Origin of the sequence: Thermoanaerobacter thermocopriae JCM 7501 (assembly GCF_001310975.1) — a bacterium.
In the GTDB taxonomy this organism is placed as follows: Bacteria; Bacillota; Thermoanaerobacteria; order Thermoanaerobacterales; family Thermoanaerobacteraceae; genus Thermoanaerobacter; species Thermoanaerobacter thermocopriae.
Window position 1 is genome coordinate 25,047 of the sequence record NZ_BAZY01000017.1, and the last position, 21,283, is coordinate 46,329.

General features: G+C 35.1%; 12 protein-coding genes and 7 pseudogenes. 16 read left to right on the forward strand and 3 right to left on the reverse strand.

Features of this window, described 5'->3' with window-relative positions; all coding sequences use genetic code 11:
* The first annotated feature begins 9 nt into the window (after positions 1-9).
* The 15 genes and pseudogenes from JCM7501_RS07630 (at position 10) to JCM7501_RS07690 (ending at position 17,650) form a co-directional block, all read left to right on the forward strand.
* A complete protein-coding gene (locus tag JCM7501_RS07630; RefSeq protein WP_028991535.1) occupies positions 10-1,020 on the forward strand; it encodes a LacI family DNA-binding transcriptional regulator in 1,011 nt (336 codons plus the stop codon).
* A gap of 63 nt (positions 1,021-1,083) precedes the next feature.
* Positions 1,084-3,424, forward strand: a pseudogene (locus JCM7501_RS07635) (glycoside hydrolase family 65 protein).
* A gap of 128 nt (positions 3,425-3,552) precedes the next feature.
* Positions 3,553-4,815 carry an ABC transporter substrate-binding protein gene (locus tag JCM7501_RS07640; protein ID WP_028991533.1) on the forward strand — a complete coding sequence of 421 codons (1,263 nt, stop codon included), beginning with the start codon at positions 3,553-3,555 and terminating at the stop codon, positions 4,813-4,815.
* 75 nt (positions 4,816-4,890) lie between these two features.
* Positions 4,891-5,790 (forward strand): carbohydrate ABC transporter permease, encoded by a 900-nt coding sequence (locus JCM7501_RS07645; RefSeq protein ID WP_012269470.1) that lies wholly within the window; start codon positions 4,891-4,893, stop codon positions 5,788-5,790.
* 13 nt (positions 5,791-5,803) lie between these two features.
* Positions 5,804-6,613 (forward strand): carbohydrate ABC transporter permease, encoded by an 810-nt coding sequence (locus JCM7501_RS07650; RefSeq protein WP_012269469.1) that lies wholly within the window; start codon positions 5,804-5,806, stop codon positions 6,611-6,613.
* A 21-nt stretch (positions 6,614-6,634) separates the two neighbouring features.
* A complete protein-coding gene (gene pgmB / locus JCM7501_RS07655; RefSeq protein ID WP_012994845.1) occupies positions 6,635-7,285 on the forward strand; it encodes a beta-phosphoglucomutase in 651 nt (216 codons plus the stop codon).
* 399 nt (positions 7,286-7,684) lie between these two features.
* Complete coding sequence (locus JCM7501_RS16630) at positions 7,685-8,497, forward strand: HAD-IC family P-type ATPase (protein ID WP_218184437.1); 813 nt, start codon at positions 7,685-7,687, stop codon at positions 8,495-8,497.
* On the forward strand, positions 8,488-9,582 hold the full coding sequence (locus tag JCM7501_RS16635; RefSeq protein ID WP_256201291.1) for a cation-translocating P-type ATPase: 1,095 nt from the start codon (positions 8,488-8,490) through the stop codon (positions 9,580-9,582). The genes JCM7501_RS16630 and JCM7501_RS16635 overlap by 10 nt, the downstream gene beginning before the upstream one ends.
* A gap of 65 nt (positions 9,583-9,647) precedes the next feature.
* Positions 9,648-10,193, forward strand: a complete 546-nt coding sequence (locus tag JCM7501_RS16640) for a cation transporting ATPase C-terminal domain-containing protein (RefSeq protein ID WP_256201297.1) — start codon at positions 9,648-9,650, stop codon at positions 10,191-10,193.
* A gap of 129 nt (positions 10,194-10,322) precedes the next feature.
* Positions 10,323-11,335, forward strand: a pseudogene (locus JCM7501_RS07665) (LacI family DNA-binding transcriptional regulator).
* Between the two features lie 95 nt (positions 11,336-11,430).
* Entirely contained in the window at positions 11,431-12,288 is an 858-nt protein-coding gene (locus JCM7501_RS07670; RefSeq protein WP_012994847.1) for a carbohydrate ABC transporter permease, read from the forward strand.
* Positions 12,288-13,117, forward strand: a pseudogene (locus JCM7501_RS07675) (carbohydrate ABC transporter permease). The gene JCM7501_RS07670 and the pseudogene JCM7501_RS07675 overlap by 1 nt, the downstream one beginning before the upstream one ends.
* Before the next feature lie 72 nt (positions 13,118-13,189).
* Positions 13,190-14,433, forward strand: a pseudogene (locus JCM7501_RS07680) (ABC transporter substrate-binding protein).
* Positions 14,434-14,510: 77 nt separating this feature from the next.
* Positions 14,511-16,852: pseudogene (locus JCM7501_RS07685) on the forward strand (glycoside hydrolase family 65 protein).
* A 120-nt stretch (positions 16,853-16,972) separates the two neighbouring features.
* A complete protein-coding gene (locus JCM7501_RS07690; protein ID WP_028991529.1) occupies positions 16,973-17,650 on the forward strand; it encodes a copper amine oxidase N-terminal domain-containing protein in 678 nt (225 codons plus the stop codon).
* Positions 17,651-17,714: 64 nt separating this feature from the next.
* Here JCM7501_RS07690 and JCM7501_RS07695 read toward each other — a convergent pair whose 3' ends face one another.
* Together JCM7501_RS07695 and JCM7501_RS15910 are read right to left on the reverse strand one after the other, a co-directional pair.
* Positions 17,715-18,479 carry a septal ring lytic transglycosylase RlpA family protein gene (locus tag JCM7501_RS07695; protein ID WP_051421909.1) on the reverse strand — a complete coding sequence of 255 codons (765 nt, stop codon included), beginning with the start codon at positions 18,477-18,479 and terminating at the stop codon, positions 17,715-17,717.
* A 104-nt stretch (positions 18,480-18,583) separates the two neighbouring features.
* Complete coding sequence (locus JCM7501_RS15910; RefSeq protein WP_306301459.1) at positions 18,584-19,081, reverse strand: sigma-70 family RNA polymerase sigma factor; 498 nt, start codon at positions 19,079-19,081, stop codon at positions 18,584-18,586.
* 111 nt (positions 19,082-19,192) lie between these two features.
* On the opposite strand from JCM7501_RS15910, the pseudogene JCM7501_RS12695 reads away from it, so the two are divergent.
* A pseudogene (locus JCM7501_RS12695) lies at positions 19,193-19,402 on the forward strand (glycosyl hydrolase family 65 protein); the annotation flags it as partial.
* A 46-nt stretch (positions 19,403-19,448) separates the two neighbouring features.
* Here JCM7501_RS12695 and JCM7501_RS07705 read toward each other — a convergent pair.
* A pseudogene (locus JCM7501_RS07705) lies at positions 19,449-21,178 on the reverse strand (S8 family serine peptidase).
* Positions 21,179-21,283 lie beyond the last annotated feature (105 nt).

Consider the following 21,283-nt stretch of genomic DNA (forward strand, 5'->3'; position numbering starts at 1 on the left):
GGATATTAAATGGCAGTTACAATAAGAGATATAGCAAAATATGCGGGTGTATCTGTTACGACGGTTTCAAGAGCTTTAAACGGATATCCGGATGTAAGTGAGGAAACCCGCGAGAGAATTAAAAAAATAGCGGAAAAACTTAATTATACTCCAAACTCTATTGCAAGAGGACTTGTCACAAATAAGACTCATACGGTTGGATTGGTTGTTTCTGAGTTAATAAAGCCGGGGGCGTATCATCCTTTCTTTCTCGAAGTGCTTGCAGGAATAAAAGCAGGATTAAGAAAAGATAAATATGACCTTATACTTTTTACTGTAGACCCAGAAAGCCAAGACACAACTTCCTATGAGAAACTTTGCAATGACAGAAAAGTGGAAGGTGCTATTGTAGAAGGCTTAAAATTAAGCGATCCTTACATTGAAGAGATAAAGAAAACACAAATTCCCACTGTGCTGATTGATATACCGATACTTACTGATAAAGTGGGATATGTAAGTTCGGATAATGTTCAGGCAGCTTTTGAGGCTACAAGTTATCTTATAAAGTTGGGACATAGAAATATTGGATTTATAAATGGGCATAAAGATGCGGCTGTAAGTTTTGAAAGGTTTGAAGGTTATAAAAAAGCTCTTGAAAAAAATAATATACCTTATAAAGAGGAATATGTAGTTTTTGATGATTTTACTCAAGAAGGTGGATATAACTCTTTTAAAACGCTTATATTTGAAAATCCAGAAATAACCGCTGTCTTCCATGCTTCTGATTTGATGGCAATAGGTTCTTTCAAGGCAGCAAAAGACTTAGGCATGAAAGTTCCCGATGACATCTCTATTGTAGGTTTTGATGATATTGAACTTGCATCCCTTATCACTCCTGGGCTGACTACTATACGACAGGATACTTTCAAGATGGGTTATAATGCAGCAAAACATCTTTTATCTATTATAAAAGGTGAAAAACCTCAACATATATTAATTCCTCATAAACTTGTAATCAGAGATTCGGCTAGAAAAATATAATTTTTTTTAAAAGTTATCCAAAACGTTTCGGATAAAATTTTTAGTAAGGATGGAGGTCTATTAGTGGTAAAGCATATGTTTTTAAAAGATGTAAACAATTTAATAAGTGAAGACAGATGGCTTATTTTTCAAGATGAGTACAGTTCAAATGTAAATCCCAAATATGAAACTATTTTTACACTTACGAATGGCTACATGGGCGTAAGAGGTACTTTTGAAGAGGGAAGTGAAGGAGAAAAGCCTGGGAATTTTATAGCAGGAATTTTTGATAAGGCTGATGCACAAGTGAGAGAAATAGTAAACGCTCAAAACTGGCTGGGAATCAAGTTGTATATTGAAGGTGAAGAATTAAGTTTGGATAAATGCCAGTTGCTGGAATTCAAAAGAATTCTTGATATGAAAAAAAGTATTCTATTTAGGAGCGCGTTGATAAAAGACAGCAAAGATAGAATTACTCGAATTGAGGGATACAGATTTTTAAGCCGCAGTGACCGTCATCGTTCTGCAATTAAGCTATTTGTAACACCTGTAAATTACAGTGGATGATAGGGGTAGAGAGTCTCATTGATGGAACTGTTTTAAATTCAGCAGATAATCCAAAGTATAGAGTAAAACATTTGAAGGTAGTTGATAACAGCAGTTTCAATAAAAGTGGGTGTTATCTTGAAACAGCAACTATTGACAATGATATTCGCATTGCCACAGGCAGTACTATAAGGGTATATCTTTATGAAGATGGAGAGAAAAATAACGTAGCTAAATTTAGAAGGTTTTTGTCTTTGGGTGAAACCAGTGTTGAATACTTTGAGTTTGAGGGTAGAAAAAACAATACAGTGGTGATTGACAAATTTGTTATAACCTATACTTCAAGAGACGTAAAAAAAGGCTTATTAAAGAGTACGGTGGAAAAAGAACTTTTTGCTTTTGCTCAAGAAGGTATTGACAAAGAGCTGCATAGACATATTGAGGTATATGGGAAACTTTGGTCTGTTGCAGATATAAATATTGAAGGGGATGAGGAAGCAGATAAAGCTTTGCGGTTTAATATTTTTCATCTCATGAGTTCTGTCAATGAAAATGACCCCCTGGTAAGTATTGCTGCAAAGGCTTTACACGGTGAGGGGTACAAAGGCCATATCTTTTGGGATACAGAAATATTTATGCTTCCGTTTTTCATATATGTGTATCCAAAAGCAGCGAAAACACTTCTAATGTACAGGTACAATATGCTTAATGCGGCGAGAAAAAATGCAGCTTTAAACGGGTATAAGGGAGCACAATATCCTTGGGAATCTGCAGATACAGGAGAGGAAGAGACACCTAAATGGGGATTTGATTACATGGGAAACCCTGTAAGAATATGGACGGGTGATTTAGAGCATCATATAACTGCTGATATAGCTTTTGCAGTGTGGGAGTATTTTAGAGCGACAGAAGATATTGAGTTTTTGTTGAATTACGGTGCAGAAATCATTTTTGAGACTGCAAGGTTTTGGGTATCTAGATGTGAATATGTAAAAGAATTAGATAGGTATGAAATAAACAATGTCATAGGTCCTGATGAATTTCATGAGCATGTTGATAATAATGCTTATACTAATTACCTTGCAAAATGGAATATTAAAAAGGGACTTGAACTAATCAATATGTTAAAAGAAAAATACCCAGAGCATTATCACACACTATCAAACAAGATATGTTTGACAAATGAGGAAATGGAAAAGTGGAAAGAAGTTGAAGAAAAAATATATATACCTTATGACGAAAACAAAAAACTGATAGAACAATTTGAAGGCTATTTTGATAAAAAAGATTATGTTATTGATAAATTTGATGAAAACAATATGCCGGTATGGCTGAAGGTGTTGATATAACAAAATTGGGTGATACCCAGCTTATTAAACAGGCTGACGTTGTTATGCTAATGCTTTTGTTAGGTGAAGAATTTGACGAAGAGACGAAAAGAATCAATTACGAATATTATGAAAAGCGAACTATGCACAAATCTTCTTTGGGCCCCAGCATGTATGCCATTATGGGGCTAAAAGTAGGTGACCACAAAAACGCATATCAGTCTTTTATGAGAAGTGCCAACGTTGACCTTGTGGACAATCAGGGAAACACTAAAGAGGGTTTGCATGCTGCATCTGCTGGTGGTACATGGCAAGTAGCTGTTTTTGGATTTGGCGGAATGGAAATTGACAAAGAAGGGAGATTAAATATAAATCCGTGGTTGCCAGAAAAGTGGGATAAACTTTCGTATAAAGTATTCTGGAAAGGCAACTTGATAGAGGTAGTTGTGACAAAAGATGATGTGTCAGTTAAAAAAATAAAAGGAAAAGATAGCATAAAAGTAAAAGTAAAGGGAAAAGAGATTACTTTGGCAGAGCTTAATGAGGTATAGGCAGGTGGAAACCTGCTATACCTTAAATAAATTGATTAAGTTTTAAGGGGGGATAAGTGAATTTAGAGTTAAGTTTAATGTCCTCAGCAAAATATTTTAATATAAAATTGTGAAAGGGGAAAGTGGTAATGAGTAAAAAATTTTTAAGTATCTTTGTTTTGACGATTTTCTTGTTGTCAACTGTTTTGGCTGGCTGTTCCTCTAGTAAAAATAATACTTCCAGTGCCAATGAGACAAATACGCAAAAACAAGAGACAGCAAAACCAGTTACTATAAAATTAGGCATGTGGTCATCATCTCCAGCAGAAAAGAAAATAGTGGATGACCAAATAGCTAAGTTTAAAGAAAAATATCCGAATATAGATGTGCAAATTGAGACAATTGTGGGAGATTACATGCAAAAATTACAAACAGAACTGGCGTCAAATACAGCACCAGATATATTCTATCTTGACAGCATGCCGGCACCACAGCTTATGTCATCCGGGGTTTTAGAGCCATTAGATGATTATATTAAGAAATACAATGTGGATGTAAATGATTTCGAACCTGCTTTGCTTTCCGCTTTTCAGTGGGAAGGAAAGACTTATGGTTTGCCAAAGGATTTCAATACTCTAGCCTTGTTTTATAACAAAGACATGTTTAAAGCGGCTGGAATAAATGAGCCTCCAAAAACATGGGAGGAATTAAGAAATGTAGCTAAAAAGTTGACAAAAGACGGTGTCAAAGGTTTGGTTTTATCAGCAGACCTTGCAAGATTTGATGCTTTTATCAATCAAAATGGCGGTTCAGTGTATAAAGATGGAAAAGTTACTTTAAATCTGCCAGAGAATACACAGGCACTTGATTTTTATGTGAGTCTCATCACAAAAGACAAAGTTGCTGACACGCCACAAAACATGGGAGAAGGCTGGAATGGAGATGCTTTTGCTGCTAAAAAAGCTGCAATGGCAATAGAAGGTGGCTGGATGATACCATTCCTCAAAGAAAAAGCTCCTGATTTAAACTATGGTATAGCAGAGCTCCCAGCAGGAAAGCAAAAATCTACAATGGCTTTTACTGTTGCATATGTGATGAATAAAAACAGCAAACATAAAGATGAAGCCTTTAAACTTATTGAGTTTTTAACCGGTAAAGAAGGACAGCAATTTGTAGTAGATTCAGGCCTTGCACTTCCATCGAGAAAGTCTATGCAAGAAGGATTTAAGGAGAAATATCCTGAAAGAGCTGCCTTTGTAGATGGTGCTTCTTATGCGGTACCATGGCAATTCGGTTTGTATGGCACAAAGGTGGTAGATGCGGCTAATAAAGCTTGTGAAGCATTAATAATGAAGCAAATTAGTAGTGCTCAACAAGCTCTTGACAATGCACAAAAGGAAGTTGGACAATAATTTAAACAAGCAGCACCTTACTAAAATAAGGTGCTGCAATTATGATTTTTTAAGGTTGAAGGGAAGGATGTACTTATGGAAGCTAAAATGACTATGAAAAAGAGGTATTTATACGAAGCTTTGTCAGGGTATGCTTTTGTGTTACCTTTTATTGCTTCAATATCTATTTTTTTGATAGGACCATTAATTTATGCTTTTATTATAAGTTTTAAAGAATTTTCTTTTTTAAATCCTGAAGCAAGCCGATGGATTGGATTTGCAAATTATATAAAATTATTCAGTGACCCAACGTTTAAAAGAGCTCTTTTAAATACAACACTTTACTCTTTAGGAGTAGTACCAACACAGCTTGTTATTGCTTTAATACTGGCATTAATTGTAAATTCGGATATTAAAGGTAAAACATTTTTTAGAGTAGCCTATTATATACCAACTGTTACCTCCACAGTTGCAGTTTCTGTAATATTTTTGTATCTATTTAAAGCAGATGGTTTAGTTAATGCTTTGTTGGCTAAATTTGGCATACAAGGTCCTACTTGGTTTAATGATGTAAGGTTTGCACTTCCTTCTATTATGATGATGGCGATATGGTCTTCTGTAGGTAATTACATGGTAATTTTTCTTGCCGGGCTACAGGATATACCATCAGAATTGTACGAAGCTGCGGAAGTAGATGGAGCTAATAAATTTCAAAGATTTTTCAAAATTACCCTTCCAATGTTGAGGCCAATAGTGTTTTTTAATCTAGTAATGTCATTAATTGGTACTTTTCAGGTTTTTGACCAAGCCTATGTAGTATCCCAAGGGACTGGTGGGCCTCTTGATGCTACAATGACAGTCGTGCTGGATATATATAGGACAGGATTTAGAGATTTTAACATGGGTTACGCTTCAGCTATGGCTTTTGTATTATTTGTAATAATCTTGATATTGACTCTTATACAGCGAAAGCTTTTCAAAGAAGAAACCTATTAGGAGGTGGCAATAGATGAAAAAGGTGTTGCGGTTTTTATTTTATACCGTTGTAGTAGGATATGCAGTAATTACACTTGGCCCTTTTATATGGTCTATAATAACATCTCTAAAACCCACAAGTGAATTAAATACTTTTGCTGTAAATATAAAACATTTGACTTTAGATAACTATAAAATGATAATCACAAAATTTCCCTTTTTGAGATGGTTTATAAATAGTGCTATAGTTGCAGTTATAGTAACGCTTGGCAATATACTGTTTAATTCTATGGCAGGGTATGCACTTGCAAGAATAAATTTTCCTGGAAGAAATTTATTGTTTATGGTTGTGCTTGCTCTCATGATGGTACCAGGACAGGTAGTGATGGTACCAACTTATATCCTCCTCAGCAAATTGGGCTGGGTAAACACTTACATGGGTCTTACAATTCCATTTTTGACCAGCAATTTTGGAATATTTTTAATGAGGCAATTTTTCTTATCTCTTCCCAAAGAGTTAGAAGAAGCAGCTACAATTGACGGCTTGTCACGATTTGGGATTTTCTTTAAAATAGTTTTGCCTTTGTCTAAACCTGCTCTTGCAACTCAATTCATTTTTATGTTTACTGGCAATTGGAATAGTTTCTTGTGGCCTAGTCTCTTGACGTCTAGTGATGATATGTATACACTGCCGGTAGGACTTAATTCCTTTTACGGCCAATACTATCAATTTTGGAACCAGGTAATGGCAGGAGCTATACTTTTGACGTTACCTACTATATTGATATTCTTAATATTCCAGAGATATTTTGTAAAAGGAATATCTACAACGGGATTAAAATAAGCGTAACGGAGGAGGAATAAAATGGCAAGATATCGTGGAGTAATTTTTGATTTGGATGGTGTTATTACAGATACTGCAAGATACCACTATTTAGCATGGAAAAAGCTTGCTGATGAGTTGGGAATATATTTTGATGAAGTTATCAATGAGAGGCTAAAAGGTGTAAGTCGTTTAGAATCTTTAGAAATAATTTTAGAGAAAAGCGATAAAAAATATTCTCAAGAAGAAAAAGAATATTATGCAAATAAGAAGAATGAGTATTATAAAGAGATGATAAAGAGAATTACGCCTCAAGATTTATTGCCTGGAGTGGAGAGATTCATTGAAGAGCTTAAAAAAAGAGGCATTAAAACAGCAATTGCTTCTGTTAGCAAAAATGCTTTTACTGTTGTTGAAAATTTAAAAATAAAAGATAAATTTGACTATATAGTGGATGCAAATGAAATTAAGCATGGAAAACCTGACCCTGAGATATTTTTAAACGCAGCGAAGCATCTTGGCATTTCTCCTGAAAAGTGTATTGGAATAGAAGATTCTGCTGCGGGCATCACTGCAATAAAAAGAGCAGGGATGTATGCAGTAGGAGTAGGCAATCCTGAAACGGTGAAAGAAGCCGACTTAATTTTAAAGGATTTAAGTGAAACGGATAAAATATTAGAATTGTTAGGGTAAAAAATTCCCCCATTTTGGGGAATAATTTTTTTGTTTTTTTTATATAGTGTATGTATAAAATTTCGGAGGTGCAATATAATAAGCTGACGTTTTGCACAGCTTGCTCCAGTGACATCACAGATTCTTTAGATATTTATTTCATTCTCATTTGAGATTTCGATTAGGGCCACAATTGCAAATAAAAATATTTTTTGATTACCTAAGGCGTATACGTCACTTGGCTTGCCTTCTATTTCTCTGCGATTTCGTCATAAAAAAGTTATTGCATATTTTTATATTAAAGCATATAATATACTATAATTGCTTTATTCTCAATTGAAATAAAAAAGTTTAAAATTATCATTTTTTGTTTCACTGGAGATAGTAAATACTACTTAAACATTTTTAGGAGGGAAAATAATGGCAAAAATAAATGGTTTTAAAGGTGATTATACTGGTCTTTCTGATGAAGAAGTAGCAAAATTACAATTAAAATATGGCAAAAACGACCTTGTACCACAAAAGAGAAATACATTACTCAGCAGAATTTTAACTATATTTAAAGAACCAATGATTCTACTACTCTTTGGTACAGCACTCATTTATTTTCTATTAGGTGAATATAGAGATGGCATTATAATGTTGATTTTTGTAATGTTTGTTACGGGCATAAGTTTCTTTCAGGAATGGAAAACAGATAGAACATTAAATCTACTAAAAGATCTAACTTCTCCCAAGGTAAAAGTTATTAGAAATGGCCATTTAACAACTATAGACAGCCGTGAATTAACTGTCGGCGATCTTATGCTTCTTGAGGAAGGCGATAAAGTACCTGCCGATGGGCAAATTATTGAAATGCATGACCTTGGCATGGATGAATCTGCACTTACTGGTGAATCAGAAATATGTTGGAAAAAAGTCGAGATTACACCAGAGGAAAATAACGAATATTGGAAGAAAAATTATTGTTATGCTGGGACAACGGTTATAAGTGGAACAGCTATTGTTAAAGTTACAGCTATAGGGCTTAATACAGAATATGGTAAAATAGGTGTGGATGTTAATTCTGCTCCAGAGTACCCTACGCCTTTAGAAAAGCAAACCAGAAAATTAATTATAATAAGCTTGTATATAAGCATTTGTTTATTTGTAGTAGTATTTTTAGTAACATTTATTCATCAAAAAAATCTCATAGATGGAATACTTCTGGTATTACTATTACTATGGCTATGATACCTGAAGAATTTCCTGTTGTTTTAACTGTTTTTCTTGCTATGGGGGCGTGGCGCCTTGCAAAAAGGAATTCATTAATAAGAAGAATTCCAGCGATAGAAACCCTTGGAGCTATATCTGTTTTATGCGTGGACAAGACTGGAACCTTGACGAAAAATCAGATGGAAGTCCGTGACACTTACGTTTTTAACGATCATGATGAGAGGGAACTAATAAATTATGCGGTTTTAGCCTGTGAAGAGGAATCATATGATCCCATGGAAAAAGCTATTAAAGAATATGGAGAAAAAAATGGATTGGATGTTAAAAGTATTTATTCAAAAAAACTAATACATGAATATCCTTTTAGTTCAGACTTAAAGATGATGGGACACGTGTGGGAAATTGACGGTAAACTTGTACTTACTGCTAAAGGTTCGCCAGAGTCTATACTTCCGTTATGTCATTTAGATGATAAAGAACTAATTGACATTAAGGACCGCCAATTTAAAATGGCATCAAATGGTTATAGAGTTATAGCTGTGGCAAAAAACGATAATATGAGCATCATACCCACGAACATTACTGAAACTAAGATGGATCTGATTGGATTAATAGGTTTAGCTGATCCTCCAAAGGAAGCTGTCCCTGATGCGATTGACATTTGTAATGAAGCCGGTATAAGGATTGTATTAATTACCGGAGATAATGGCGTTACTGCTCAAGCAATAGCAAAAGAAATTGGTATAAAAAACTATAATAATGTAATTACAGGACAAGAATTGGATAAAATATCGGAGGAAGATCTCAGGAATAGAGTTAAAAAAACCAATATTTTTGCTCGTGTAACTCCAAGGCATAAAATGCGTATAGTTAAAGCACTCAAGGAAAATGGCGAAGTAGTTGCGATGACAGGCGACGGCGTCAACGATGCCCCGGCGTTAAAATATGCCGATATTGGCATTGCTATGGGCAAGAGAGGAACAGGCGTTGCAAAAGATGCTGCGGACATGGTTTTACTTGACGATAATTTCACTACCATTGTTGACACTATAAGAGACGGCCGTAGGATTTATGATAACATAAAAAAGCATTTGGGTATATAATAGCTATCCATATACCTATAGCATTGACAGCAGTATTAACCCCGCTTTTGCACTTGCCGCTACTTTTGCTTCCAGTACATGTGGTGTTGTTAGAGTTAATTATCGATCCGACTTGTTCAATAGTGTTTGAGCGTCAACCAGCAGAAGATAAAATAATGAAAAGAAGTCCAAGACACCAAAATGAGCCATTAATTTCAGTGAATTTAGGAGTTAAATCTATATTGCAAGGTGTTGCAATTTTTACTGCTACATTTATATCATATTTGTATATGAATAATAATGGCTTTTCCCAAAATATGGGACGTAGTTTTTCCTTGACGGTAATAGTATTGGCAAATCTACTTTTGGTATATATAAACGGGTCGGAGACGGACAATATGTTTAAAGTAATGTTTAAGCAGAAAGACAAGGCAGTTTGGTATGTCAACATAGGGGTATTTTTAGGTTTGCTGGCAATTTTATATATACCTTCTTTGAATGATATTGTAAAGACCACTCCTTTAAATCTATTTAACTTTTTGAAGGCAGCTATTATTGCCTTTTTGTCAACGGCATGGTGGGAATTCGTTAAACTTTATAATAAGAATAAGCTTAGTTTAAAACAGATATAAAACAAACAGACTTTGCCTTTAGTTACATAATGGCAAAGTTTGTTTTTATAAAAACTCTTGCATTTTTAAAAGAATCGTAATATAATATAACTGTAAGCGGTTACAGTAAATTAAGAAAAGGGTGTCAAAATGGCAACAATAGACGATGTAGCAAAATTAGCAGGGGTTTCCATTGCAACTGTTTCGAGAGTTTTTAATAATAGTCCTTTAGTAAGTGAAAAAGCTAGGCAAAAAGTTTTAAAAGCGGCAGAAGAGCTAGGGTACAAACCTAGTATGCCAGCCAGAAGTCTAGCGATGAAGAAGACAAATACTATAGGGTTAATTGTGCCTGATATATCAAACCTTTACTATGCGGAAGTAGTAAGAGGGATTGAAGATGTCTGCAATATTTATAAATACAATATTACTTTGTGTAATGCAGACAACAAAAGAGAAAAAGAATTTCAATATATAGAAATGCTAAAAAATCGGTGGGTTGACGGAATAATATTTCACTGTGACTATTTTTCAAAAGAGCATTATGAAATCTTTGAAAATGGCAATATAAAAGTAGTACTTGCAGGAAGAACAACAAAGTTTGATGTGCCATATGTAGGAATTGATAATTTTAAGGCGGCTTATGATGCAGTGAAATATTTGATATCATTAGGTCACAAAAAGATTGGAATTATTCATGGTCCTTTGGACGAGATGAAGGAAACCATAGATAGTGTGGATAGGTTAAGGGGATATAAACAAGCTCTTATTGACAATGGATTACCAATTATGATAAATTTATTAAAGAAGCAAATTTTAAGTATAAAGGTGGATATAATGCGGCGATGGAAATGTTAAAAGGCGAGATGAGACCTACTGCTATATTTGCAATAAGTGATATTATGGCAATGGGAGCAATAAATGCGGTGTTTGACAGTGGGCTTTCATGTCCTGAAGATGTATCAGTAATGGGATTTGATAATATTGACTTGGCAGAAGCGACAAGGCCTTCTCTTACTACTGTATCACAGCCTATGTACGAAATAGGGGCTGTTGCAGCGAGAATGCTTATAAAAATGTTAAATGGGGAAAATATTGATGAGTATCAGACAATTTTAGAGCACAAAATTGTAGTAAGAAATTCTTGTAAATTTCCAAAAGAATAATCTTTGTTTTATTTTTTAAATTGTAAGCGCTTACAGTTTTAACATGAAAAGCGAAGCGCAGTGAAGATTTTAAGCTTAAGAAAGGGGAATATGGTATGTCTTATGTAAACTTTGTAAAGAAATACAAACTTGAAATTGCCATGATTTTACCATTACTATTGTATATTCTTGGATTTACAGTATACCCTATTATTCAAACTATTACTTTAAGTTTTCAAGACCAGTATACTAAAGCATTCACATTGGCAAATTACAAAGAGATTATAGGGAAAACAGAATTTAAACAGGCTTTTTTCAATACCATAGCTCTTACGTTTATAAGCTTAACTTTGGAGATGACTGCGGGCCTTGTTATTGCACTTATTTTAAAGAGAAATTTTAGAGGAAAAGGACTTTTGAGGTCTTTGATGTTGGTGCCAATGGGAGTACCTACTCTTGTGTCGGGTGTTGCAATGACTTATATTTTCGGATTAAATGGCTATTTTAATGCTTTTTTGCAAAAACTTCGCATTATTGAACTTCCTGTGGATTGGGCGAGCGGTGGTTTTAAGACATTACTTATGGTTTCTATAGCTGATATGTGGAAAGTTACACCACTGGTTATACTTTTGCTTTTGGCAGGTCTTGAAAGTATACCAGACGAAGTTTATGAAGCTTCCAATATCGACGGGGCAACTGTGTGGCAGACTTTTAAATATGTGACATTGCCCCTTTTAAAGCCTTCTATTACTATGGCTTTAATTTTAAGAGCGATAGATGCTTTTAGAATATTTGAACTTGTACTTGTTCTTGCAGGGCGTGCTACTCCTGTTATTTCTACCTTTGCGTATGATGAGTATAACAATTATGCAAATGCCTATACATCTGCGGCAGCATCTACAATACTGCTCCTAATAATAGCAGTATTTATAGTGAGCTACTTAAAAATAGGTGGTACTAAGGAGGAACAATGATGAGAAAAGTGGATATTAGTGAAAAGATTTCAAATACAGCGTATATTCCAATAGCTATAATAGCAGCAATATTGATGATTATACCAGTATATATACTTTTTATAACTTCTTTTGCAATGCCAAGTGATATATTAAAGCCTCATCCAGACTTTTTCATCACTCGCTTTACGTTGGACCATTGGAAAGATGTATTTCTTTCAGGAAATATATGGCCTCCTTTTAAGAAAAGTTTTGTAGTGGCAACAATGACTACTATCATCGCAATTATAATAGCTGCTCCAGCGGCTTATGTTATAGCGAGATTGCCTTGGAAAATAAAATACGCTGTAGTATTATCACTGTTTTTTACAAGGATGTTTCCTGATGTAGGTATTGCTCTTCCGATAGCGGTTGAGTTTATAAAATTAAATTTAATGGACACTTATTTAGGATTAGTTATGGCGCACCTTATTGTAAATTTACCTTTTGCAGCGTGGATATTGGTTGGAACTTTTGAGACGATACCAAAGGATTTAGAGGAAGCTGCACTGGTTGATGGAACGAGCAAATTGACGGCATTGATGAGGATTATAATGCCAATTGCACTACCTGGTATAGCTGTTACTGCTATATTTGTGTGGCTGAATTCATGGAATGAATTTACTTATGCTCTTTACTTGACTATTTCAGATAGGACTCTGCCTCTTCAAACTTACTATTATGTTCAAAGAGGAGGAATTTTTGATTCTGCACATATGCGGCAGTACTCACAATCCCTGTAATGCTTGTGACATTCTTCTTGCAAAAATACATGAAGAGTGGATATCTTGCAGGAGCTGTTAAAGGTTAGCATATACGTATCCGAGTTTTTCGGATACTGTATATATAAAAAAATTAAATTTTAAGGAGGTTTTATTAAACCATGAAGAAGTTTTACACCAAGTTAATAGCAGTTTTAATCATTATCTCGCTTATAGGTACTGGTATTGCAGGTTGTGGTAATAAGACCCAATCAGAAGCAAGGAAAAAAGTTCTAAAAGTTTCAATGGGACTTGGAGAAGCAGAGTGGAAAGTGATGAAAGAAGATATTTTCCCTGCATTTGAACAAAAGTATGGTGTAAAAATTGAGCCTCTTCAAATTGAAGCAGGAGACCTTATTAAAAAATTAGATGCCATGCACAAAGCAAATGCGATGGATATAGACATTATAACTCAAGATAACATGCAACTTGCTCCACTTGTGGCAAAAGGGCTTGTGGAAGATTTGTCTCAGTATAGAGACATGATACCAAAGGAAGTGATACCAAGTCTTGTACCAGTAGGAGAGTTTGATGGAAAGCTGTACTTTATGCCATATAGACCAAATGTAGAAATAGCTTTTTACAATGTAGATAAATTCAAAGAATACGGTTTAAAACCACCTACGAATTGGGATGAGCTTTTAGAGGTTGCAAAGACTTTTAAAGAAAAAGAGGGAATAGGCAGAGTGATAATTAAGCAAAATTTAGGGCCTGACAGTACAGTTCACATGTTTGACCTTATAAGGTCTGCTGGTGGTGACCCAACAGTATTGAATGATGAGGGTTCAATAAAAGCATTTACTTTCTTGAAAGAAATACAGCCATATCTCTCTCCTGACTCAAAGAAAGCTGACTGGAATACACCTGTAGAATATCTTGCAAAAGATAGTGTGTATTTGGTTCAAAACTGGCCCTATACTGCAAACGTCCTTGTTCAAGAATATGGCAAAAGAACATTTTGGCATATCACGGTTGGGTAGGTCCTGTTAAAGAGTCTCACGTTTTGGGAGGAGAAGTTATAGGAATACCAGCTGGTGCACCTAATAAAGAGATGGCTATAAAGTTTATGGAATACCTTATGAGTAAAGAAGTTCAAGAGAAACTTGTCACTAAATTAGGATGGCCATCCATGAGAAGTGATGCTTATGGAAAGGTTGAAGAATGGCAAAAACCATATTTTGAAGCTATAAATGAGGCATTAAAACATGCAGAACCAAGGCCAAACCTTGTATACTGGGCTGATGTAGACAAGGCTATAAATGGAGCACTAAGAGAGATAATCTTTGAAAATAAACCTATTAAACCTACTCTTGATAAGTATCACAACATGATAGAAGAAGCTAAAAAAGCTGCAGAAAGCAAGTAAATGTTTAAATTGATTTTGGTCGGAAACGACTTTGTTTCCGACAAAATTTTGAATTAAACTAAGAGTGGAGGATGGATATGGCCAACAAAACGAAGAAACCAATTTACCCTTTTGAAGATTGGGTTATAAGAGAGACGCAGTTTAGCATAGACACTAACTACAGAAATGAAACTATTTTTGCTTTAGCAAATGGATATATTGGAATGAGAGGAACTTTTGAAGAAGGATATTCAGGGCCTAAAAATACTTCTTTTAATGGGACGTATATCAATGGGTTTTATGAAATACACGATATAACATACCTGAAGGGGGATATGGTTTTGCAAAAATAGGGCAGACGATGTTAAATGTGGCTGATAGTAAAATAATAAAATTGTATGTAGATGGGGAAGAGTTTGATTTGTTACAAGGGAAAATCCTCTTTTATGAGAGAGTGCTTGACATGAAGAAGGGGTTTGTAGAAAGAAAAGTAAAATGGGAATCCCCCACAGGAAAAGTTTTAGAGGTAAGAATAAAGAGAATTGTATCACTTACTAGGCAACATTTAGCGGCAATTTCTTTTACTGCAGAACCTGTAAATTTTAGCGGAAAAATTAGATTTGTTTCTGCTATTGACGGAAATATTTCAAATATAAGTGAGAGTGAAGATATAAGGGTAGGGTCAAATTTAAAAGGAAAGGTTTTAAAGACTATAGACAAAGGTGTAGAGGGTCTAAAAGGGTGGATTGTTCAAAAAACGCAAAAGAGCAATTTTTCCTATGTTTGTGCAATAGACAATGTATTAGTGGGAGACAGCAAATATGAAGTCTCAAATAGTTTAGAAGAAGATGGAGTAAAAGTAATCATAGATATAGAGGCTGAAAAAGGCAACTCATACACATTGAATAAATTTATTTCCTATTACACTTCAAAGGATTTTGATGAAAATAAGTTAGTTGCTCTTGCTTTAGAAGAAATAGAAAAAGCTAAAAATGACGGCTTTGAAACGATAGAAAAAGAGCAGGAAGAATTTTTGAATTCTTTTTGGAAAGATGCTGATGTAATCATAGAAGGAGATAAAGCTCTGCAGCAAGGCATACGCTTTAATGAATTTCATCTACTTCAATCAGTCGGAAGAGATGGAAAGACAAACATTGCAGCAAAAGGGCTGACGGGAGAAGGTTATGAAGGTCATTATTTTTGGGATTCTGATATTTATATAATGCCTTTCTTTCTTTATACAAAGCCCGAAATTGCAAAAGCTTTGGTAATGTACAGGTATAATCTTTTGGATGCAGCAAGATCCAGGGCAGAGGAATTAGGTTACAAAGGAGCTTTGTATCCTTGGAGAACGATAGATGGACCTGAATGTTCTGCATACTTTCCAGCTGGTACGGCACAGTATCACATAAATGCTGATATAGTTTATGCTTTAAAAAGATATGTGGAGGCTACAAATGATTTGGACTTTCTCTATGACTATGGCTGTGAAATATTATTTGAAACTGCAAGATTTTGGGAAGATTTAGGAGCATATATTCCTCTTAAGGGCAATAAATTCTGCATAAACTGTGTCACTGGTCCGGATGAGTATACAGCTTTAGTCGACAACAACGCTTATACCAATTATATGGCGAAAATGAATTTGGAATATGCCTATAATATTGCAAACAAAATGAAAAAAGAAGTGCCTCATAAATATCAAAAAGTCGCTTCCAAGTTAAATCTAAGGGATGAAGAAATTGTTGCGTGGAAAAAAGCTGCTGACAATATGTACCTTCCTTATTCAAAAGAACTTGACATTATACCACAGGATGACAGCTTTTTGTATAAAGAGAGAATAACAGTGGATGAAATACCACAAGATCAATTTCCACTTTTGTTGCACTGGCATTACCTAAATATTTACAGATATCAAATATGCAAACAGCCTGATGTGTTGCTTTTGATGTTTTTACAGAGAGAAAAATTTACTAAAGATGAACTTAAAAAGAATTACGATTATTATGAACCTATTACCACTCACGACTCCTCCTTATCGCCAGCTATATTTAGCATACTAGCCAATGAAATAGGATATACTGACAAAGCTTATAAATACTTTATGATGACTGCAAGAATGGATTTGGACGACTACAATGACAATGTTAAGGACGGAATTCATGCTGCTTCTATGGCAGGTACATGGGGCGCAGTTGTGAATGGCTTTGGTGGAATGAGGGTTTATACAAATGAACTGCATTTTGAGCCGAGACTACCAAAAGAGTGGAATTTGCTCTCTTTTAATGTGAGATACAAAGGGAGAAAAATAAATGTCAAATTAACAAAAGAAAGTGTTGTGTTTACACTATTAGAAGGAGAGCCTATAGAGATTTACTACTTTGACAAGAGGTTAGTTCTCCAAAAGGGAGAGAATAAACTAAATGGGTATGGAAAATAATTCTATACCCATTTAGTTTGGAGGTAAAAATAACCATAAAAATTTAATAAAAATGGGAACAAAATTAATGAAGTTTACGTCTATATTTTTAACAAAAAACATATTAAAGGGGTTGTAGCGGTGAGGAAAAAATGGTTGATATTTTTTGGTAGTGTTATTTTAATAGTATCTCTTACCATAGTAGCTTTTGCGGCTAGTACAGTCAAATTGATTATCAATGGGCGTGAAATTAAGCCAGATGTGCCACCACAGATTATCAATGGAAGGGCAATGGTACCAATTAAGTGTGTAGCTGAGGCGTTAGGTGCTGAGCTACAGTGGGATGGCAATAATAGGGTTATTAAGTTAATCTCGCTTACAGAAAGGCCTATCCTTTTTGCAAGGATTGCTTTCTCAAGGGACTGGCAAAAAACAACAAAACCGATATACCAGGAGTTACCAGAATATCGGGATATCTATACCAAAAATTACTATGTTATAGTTGGTAACAGCGATGGAAGTAAGATTTTTGATACTTTAGGCATAGATAAACTGGAGTGTGTCTCATCAAAGAATATTGTTCCTGAAGATAGTTTAAGTATTCTTACGGTTTATAGCTCTATTATTGGAATTACTGCAAAAGAACAGAATATAATAGTCTACGTCCAACCTCAAGATGCTGGTTATGATTTCGTTGCAGTACCAGTTGCTGATCTTCAAGCATATAAAGATAGTAAATATGGCAATAAAATGTTTACCTTCGTTTTTATAGATACTAAAGGCAAAGAACTTACAAGGATTGAAAAAATGTTCCCGTAAATTTTGCCAAGATACATAGGGAGACTCTTAAGCCTCCCTATGTATATGATATTTTCGCTATTAATTAGGGAGTGGAAATAGTAACTGTCCCGCTGCCAGGGAAACCAAGGGCTTTTGCAATACCTCCATAAGTCAGATCGATTGTATTAGTAGGAGCTGTATCATTTACTCGTGCTATAACGCTTTTACCATTGTATGATACTTTAACCCAACAGTTACGTGGTAAATCGGAAAGACCAGATGCAATAGTAAGGTCGCATGTATGGAATATTTCACCATTACTTGTATAAGGATTTAAGAGTTGTTCTCCTGCACCATAGTACGTAGCAGTTATGTTCTTATTTCCAGAATAACTTTGTGAAGGAACAACGAGTTGCCTTGAAGATTTAACAGGTTCTCCGAGACAGTTCAAATCGCTACTCTGAAGTGCACCTCTTATATTTCTTGCCCAATTTAAGGCTAATGCTGCGGATGTTATACCATATGCGATTGCGTCTGCGGTAGTAACAGTGCAGATAGAGTCTAGATTTGTATCATAGAGATCCTCATATATCGTGTTCGGGTAACTTTTGAAAGTAACTTTACCATCTCCTTGGCGAACATGGGCGGATGCAACGACATATTCACCAACTACCCATGCTGGAGTGATAAAATCAAGATCTCTTTTAGTATCTGCAAAAATTGCATTGAGACGATTAGCGGTTATTTCTGCTCTCTGACCAGGATTATATCCTCCAGCAGATACTTTGAACCTAATTACTCCATAGTTGTTTACGAGGACAATGCCATCTCCGTTTGTATCTATATACCATGTTGCTTGATTTGCCATCTTGTATTTTCCCCCTTAAATAATTTTTCTTTACTCAAGGCAAGAGTAAGATAAAATAGTTTTGTAATTCTTAACCTTGCGTAAGAGGTATCTTGGATGAAGCTCTACTTAGGGATGGGCTTGTCCGTGGCAAAATGCTTTTTTAACCTTTTCAATGCTCGTTCTTTTATTTGATGTACTGCGGATTGTGAAATTCCTAGGTCTGCAGATACCTCCTTTTCCGTATACCCATCTAGTATCGTTGCTTTAATGACCTTCTGTTGTTTTGGTGTGAGTAATGAGAGGATTTCTTGTAGAAATATTAAATTCTCTACTTCCATGAAGGTGTCACGTGTGTCAGCTATGTTATCAATCATCTCTGTTTCTTCATCTTCGTCATCTCCTTTTAATCGAGCGTTGAGAATTAGGAGTTCATGTTTTTGGATTTGCTTATTCTTTTTTACCAGTCTGATAGCTTCATGACATAGACCTGCTAAAAACCAACCTATTATTTGAGCATCTTCGGAGCTATTATAAGGGAAATAGGGAGCTATAATTAGTCCACCTCCTTTTAGCTTGTTTTTTTTATCCTCTACTATATAAAGAGAAAATAAGAGGGAAATTTAATAACCCCCTATGGAAAAATTTTTTAATTAAATTTTGGATGTCATTTTTTTATTTATTGTATTTGGTTTATAATAGCAAACCGCTTTTATTATCCATATTATCAAGTCGATGAACTGCATTTTGAGCCGAGACTACCTAAAGAGTGGAATTTGCTCTCTTTTAATGTGAGATACAAAGGGAGAAAAATAAATGTCAAATTAACCAAAGAAAGTGTTGTTTTTACACTATTAGAAGGAGAGCTTATAGAAATCTACTACTTTGACGAAAAAATTTTACTTGAAAAAGGAAAAAAGAAAGTAGAAAGTCGCAAAAGTTAAAGAAGTATGGAGCCAATCGGCACCATACTTCTTTAATTAAATTATTTTATATGTCGTTACTTGAAAGGGTAAGTGAATCGCCGCCCGTACTTAAATCAAAGTAATAATTTCCACTGCCTCTATATGAATATACTTTGATATAATAGGTTCCCGTTTGTGTTGGAATATATGTTATTGTCTCCTGCCTTTGTATTCCAGTTGAACTTTTAACAAGAGTACCGGTGGGGTCATAGAGGTATATATCGAAATCAGGGTTATAGTTTGCCCAATCAGGTATTATGAAAGTTATTGCAATAGGATATGATGTGTCTGTCACGTTAAATGTCCAAATGTCACTGTAACGAGACCCAGTGAGTGAATCTGATGCATAATAATGGTTTGGCACAGATATATTAGTCCCTGTGAAATTTCCAGCTGTTTTAATTGCTTCATATGCATCTAATCTTCCTGCACCATAGTCAATGTTTTTGCTTGGAGGTCCCCAACTTTTTGCAGTAGTCATTATTATATTTTTTACATCAAGTGGTGCAAGGCTTATATTTGCATTGAGCATAAGGCTACTGTACCTGCTACAAAAGGTGTTGCCATGCTTGTACCACTGTATGTCACATAACCATTTATAGAGTTTGCTTTTGCGGCGGTTATATTATATCCGGGTGCTGCAATGTCAGGTTTTATCCTTCCGTCAGCTGTGGGGCCACGGCTGGAGAAACTTGCAAGGTTAAATCCAAGTTCTCCTACATCCGCCATTGCTGCAACGGTTATGGCTTTTTCTGCTGCACCAGGTGATCCTATGGTGTACCTTGCAGGGCCTGAATTTCCAGCAGCAACTACCACTACAATTCCGCTATCTACGGCGCTGTTTACTGCTAATGAGGTAGAGTCAGTTCCATCAGAACTTGTAGAAGTGCCGAGGCTTAAATTTATAACTTTGATTCCGTATATATCTTTGTTTTGAACAGCCCAATCAATTCCTGCCGTTACAGTGCTCATACTTCCGCTTCCATTTGAATCGAGTACTTTTATTCCTACCAAAGCTGCACCAGGAGCAACACCTGTATAAAGGCTGTCCCCTGTCCCAGTGCCTGCCGCAATGCTTGCTACATGAGTTCCATGTCCATTATCATCGTAAGGGGTAGTTTTACCGTTTACAAAATCTTGCCATCCTATTATTTTCCCACCAGCAAGGTCAACATGGGATCCATCAATACCTGTATCAATAACTGCTATTACTATATCATTCTTGGAGTAAGAGGAAGGATTACCATCTTTGTCTCCAGTTACGCCAAAGTCACTTCTCGCTTTTGTAACGCCAAACCATTTTGTTGCAGTGTCTAATGTTGCATATACAGGCTCGTCATACTCAATTTGCTTTACTATATCTAATTTTGACAAAGCGTTTATTTGTCCTTTAGTTAAAGTAGCAGCAACTCCTGGAATAATTTTGTATTTATGCTTTATATTAAACTTTCCAATGGATTTAGAAATATTTAATAGTTCGTTATCATCTATGTTTTTGTTGAAGGTTATTATGACAGAGAATTCCGCACTGTCAGGCTTATCAGTAAGCTTTGCTTCCAGGTTATCAAAGATTTTGTTTTTGTTAGAATCTTGCATCAAAACTTTTTGAATTTGAGACGGGTAATTTTTTGTTGGAGAGTCGCCAGATAAGTTTGTTAAGTTGGGCTGAGCTTGGGCTAATACTCCACTTAGCGACATTAAAGTTACAATTAACGCAAAAGCCAGTAAAACTTTTAATACTTGTCGACTTTTCATTTTTTGTTACCTCCTTAAAAATTTAATATTTTTTAAAATTTAAGTCAGCCCTTCTAGTCGCTAAGTAAAACTGTTTCTTTCTTCTATTCATCATCTCCTTTCTGT

Coding starts and splice junctions, on each gene's coding strand:
- JCM7501_RS07630 (WP_028991535.1), top strand. CDS start 10: ATGGCAGTTACAATAAGAGATATAGCAAAATATGCGGGTGTATCTGTT.
- JCM7501_RS07640 (WP_028991533.1), top strand. CDS start 3,553: ATGAGTAAAAAATTTTTAAGTATCTTTGTTTTGACGATTTTCTTGTTG.
- JCM7501_RS07645 (WP_012269470.1), top strand. CDS start 4,891: ATGGAAGCTAAAATGACTATGAAAAAGAGGTATTTATACGAAGCTTTG.
- JCM7501_RS07650 (WP_012269469.1), top strand. CDS start 5,804: ATGAAAAAGGTGTTGCGGTTTTTATTTTATACCGTTGTAGTAGGATAT.
- pgmB (WP_012994845.1), top strand. CDS start 6,635: ATGGCAAGATATCGTGGAGTAATTTTTGATTTGGATGGTGTTATTACA.
- JCM7501_RS16630 (WP_218184437.1), top strand. CDS start 7,685: ATGGCAAAAATAAATGGTTTTAAAGGTGATTATACTGGTCTTTCTGAT.
- JCM7501_RS16635 (WP_256201291.1), top strand. CDS start 8,488: ATGGCTATGATACCTGAAGAATTTCCTGTTGTTTTAACTGTTTTTCTT.
- JCM7501_RS07670 (WP_012994847.1), top strand. CDS start 11,431: ATGTCTTATGTAAACTTTGTAAAGAAATACAAACTTGAAATTGCCATG.
- JCM7501_RS07695 (WP_051421909.1), bottom strand. CDS start 18,479: ATGGCAAATCAAGCAACATGGTATATAGATACAAACGGAGATGGCATT.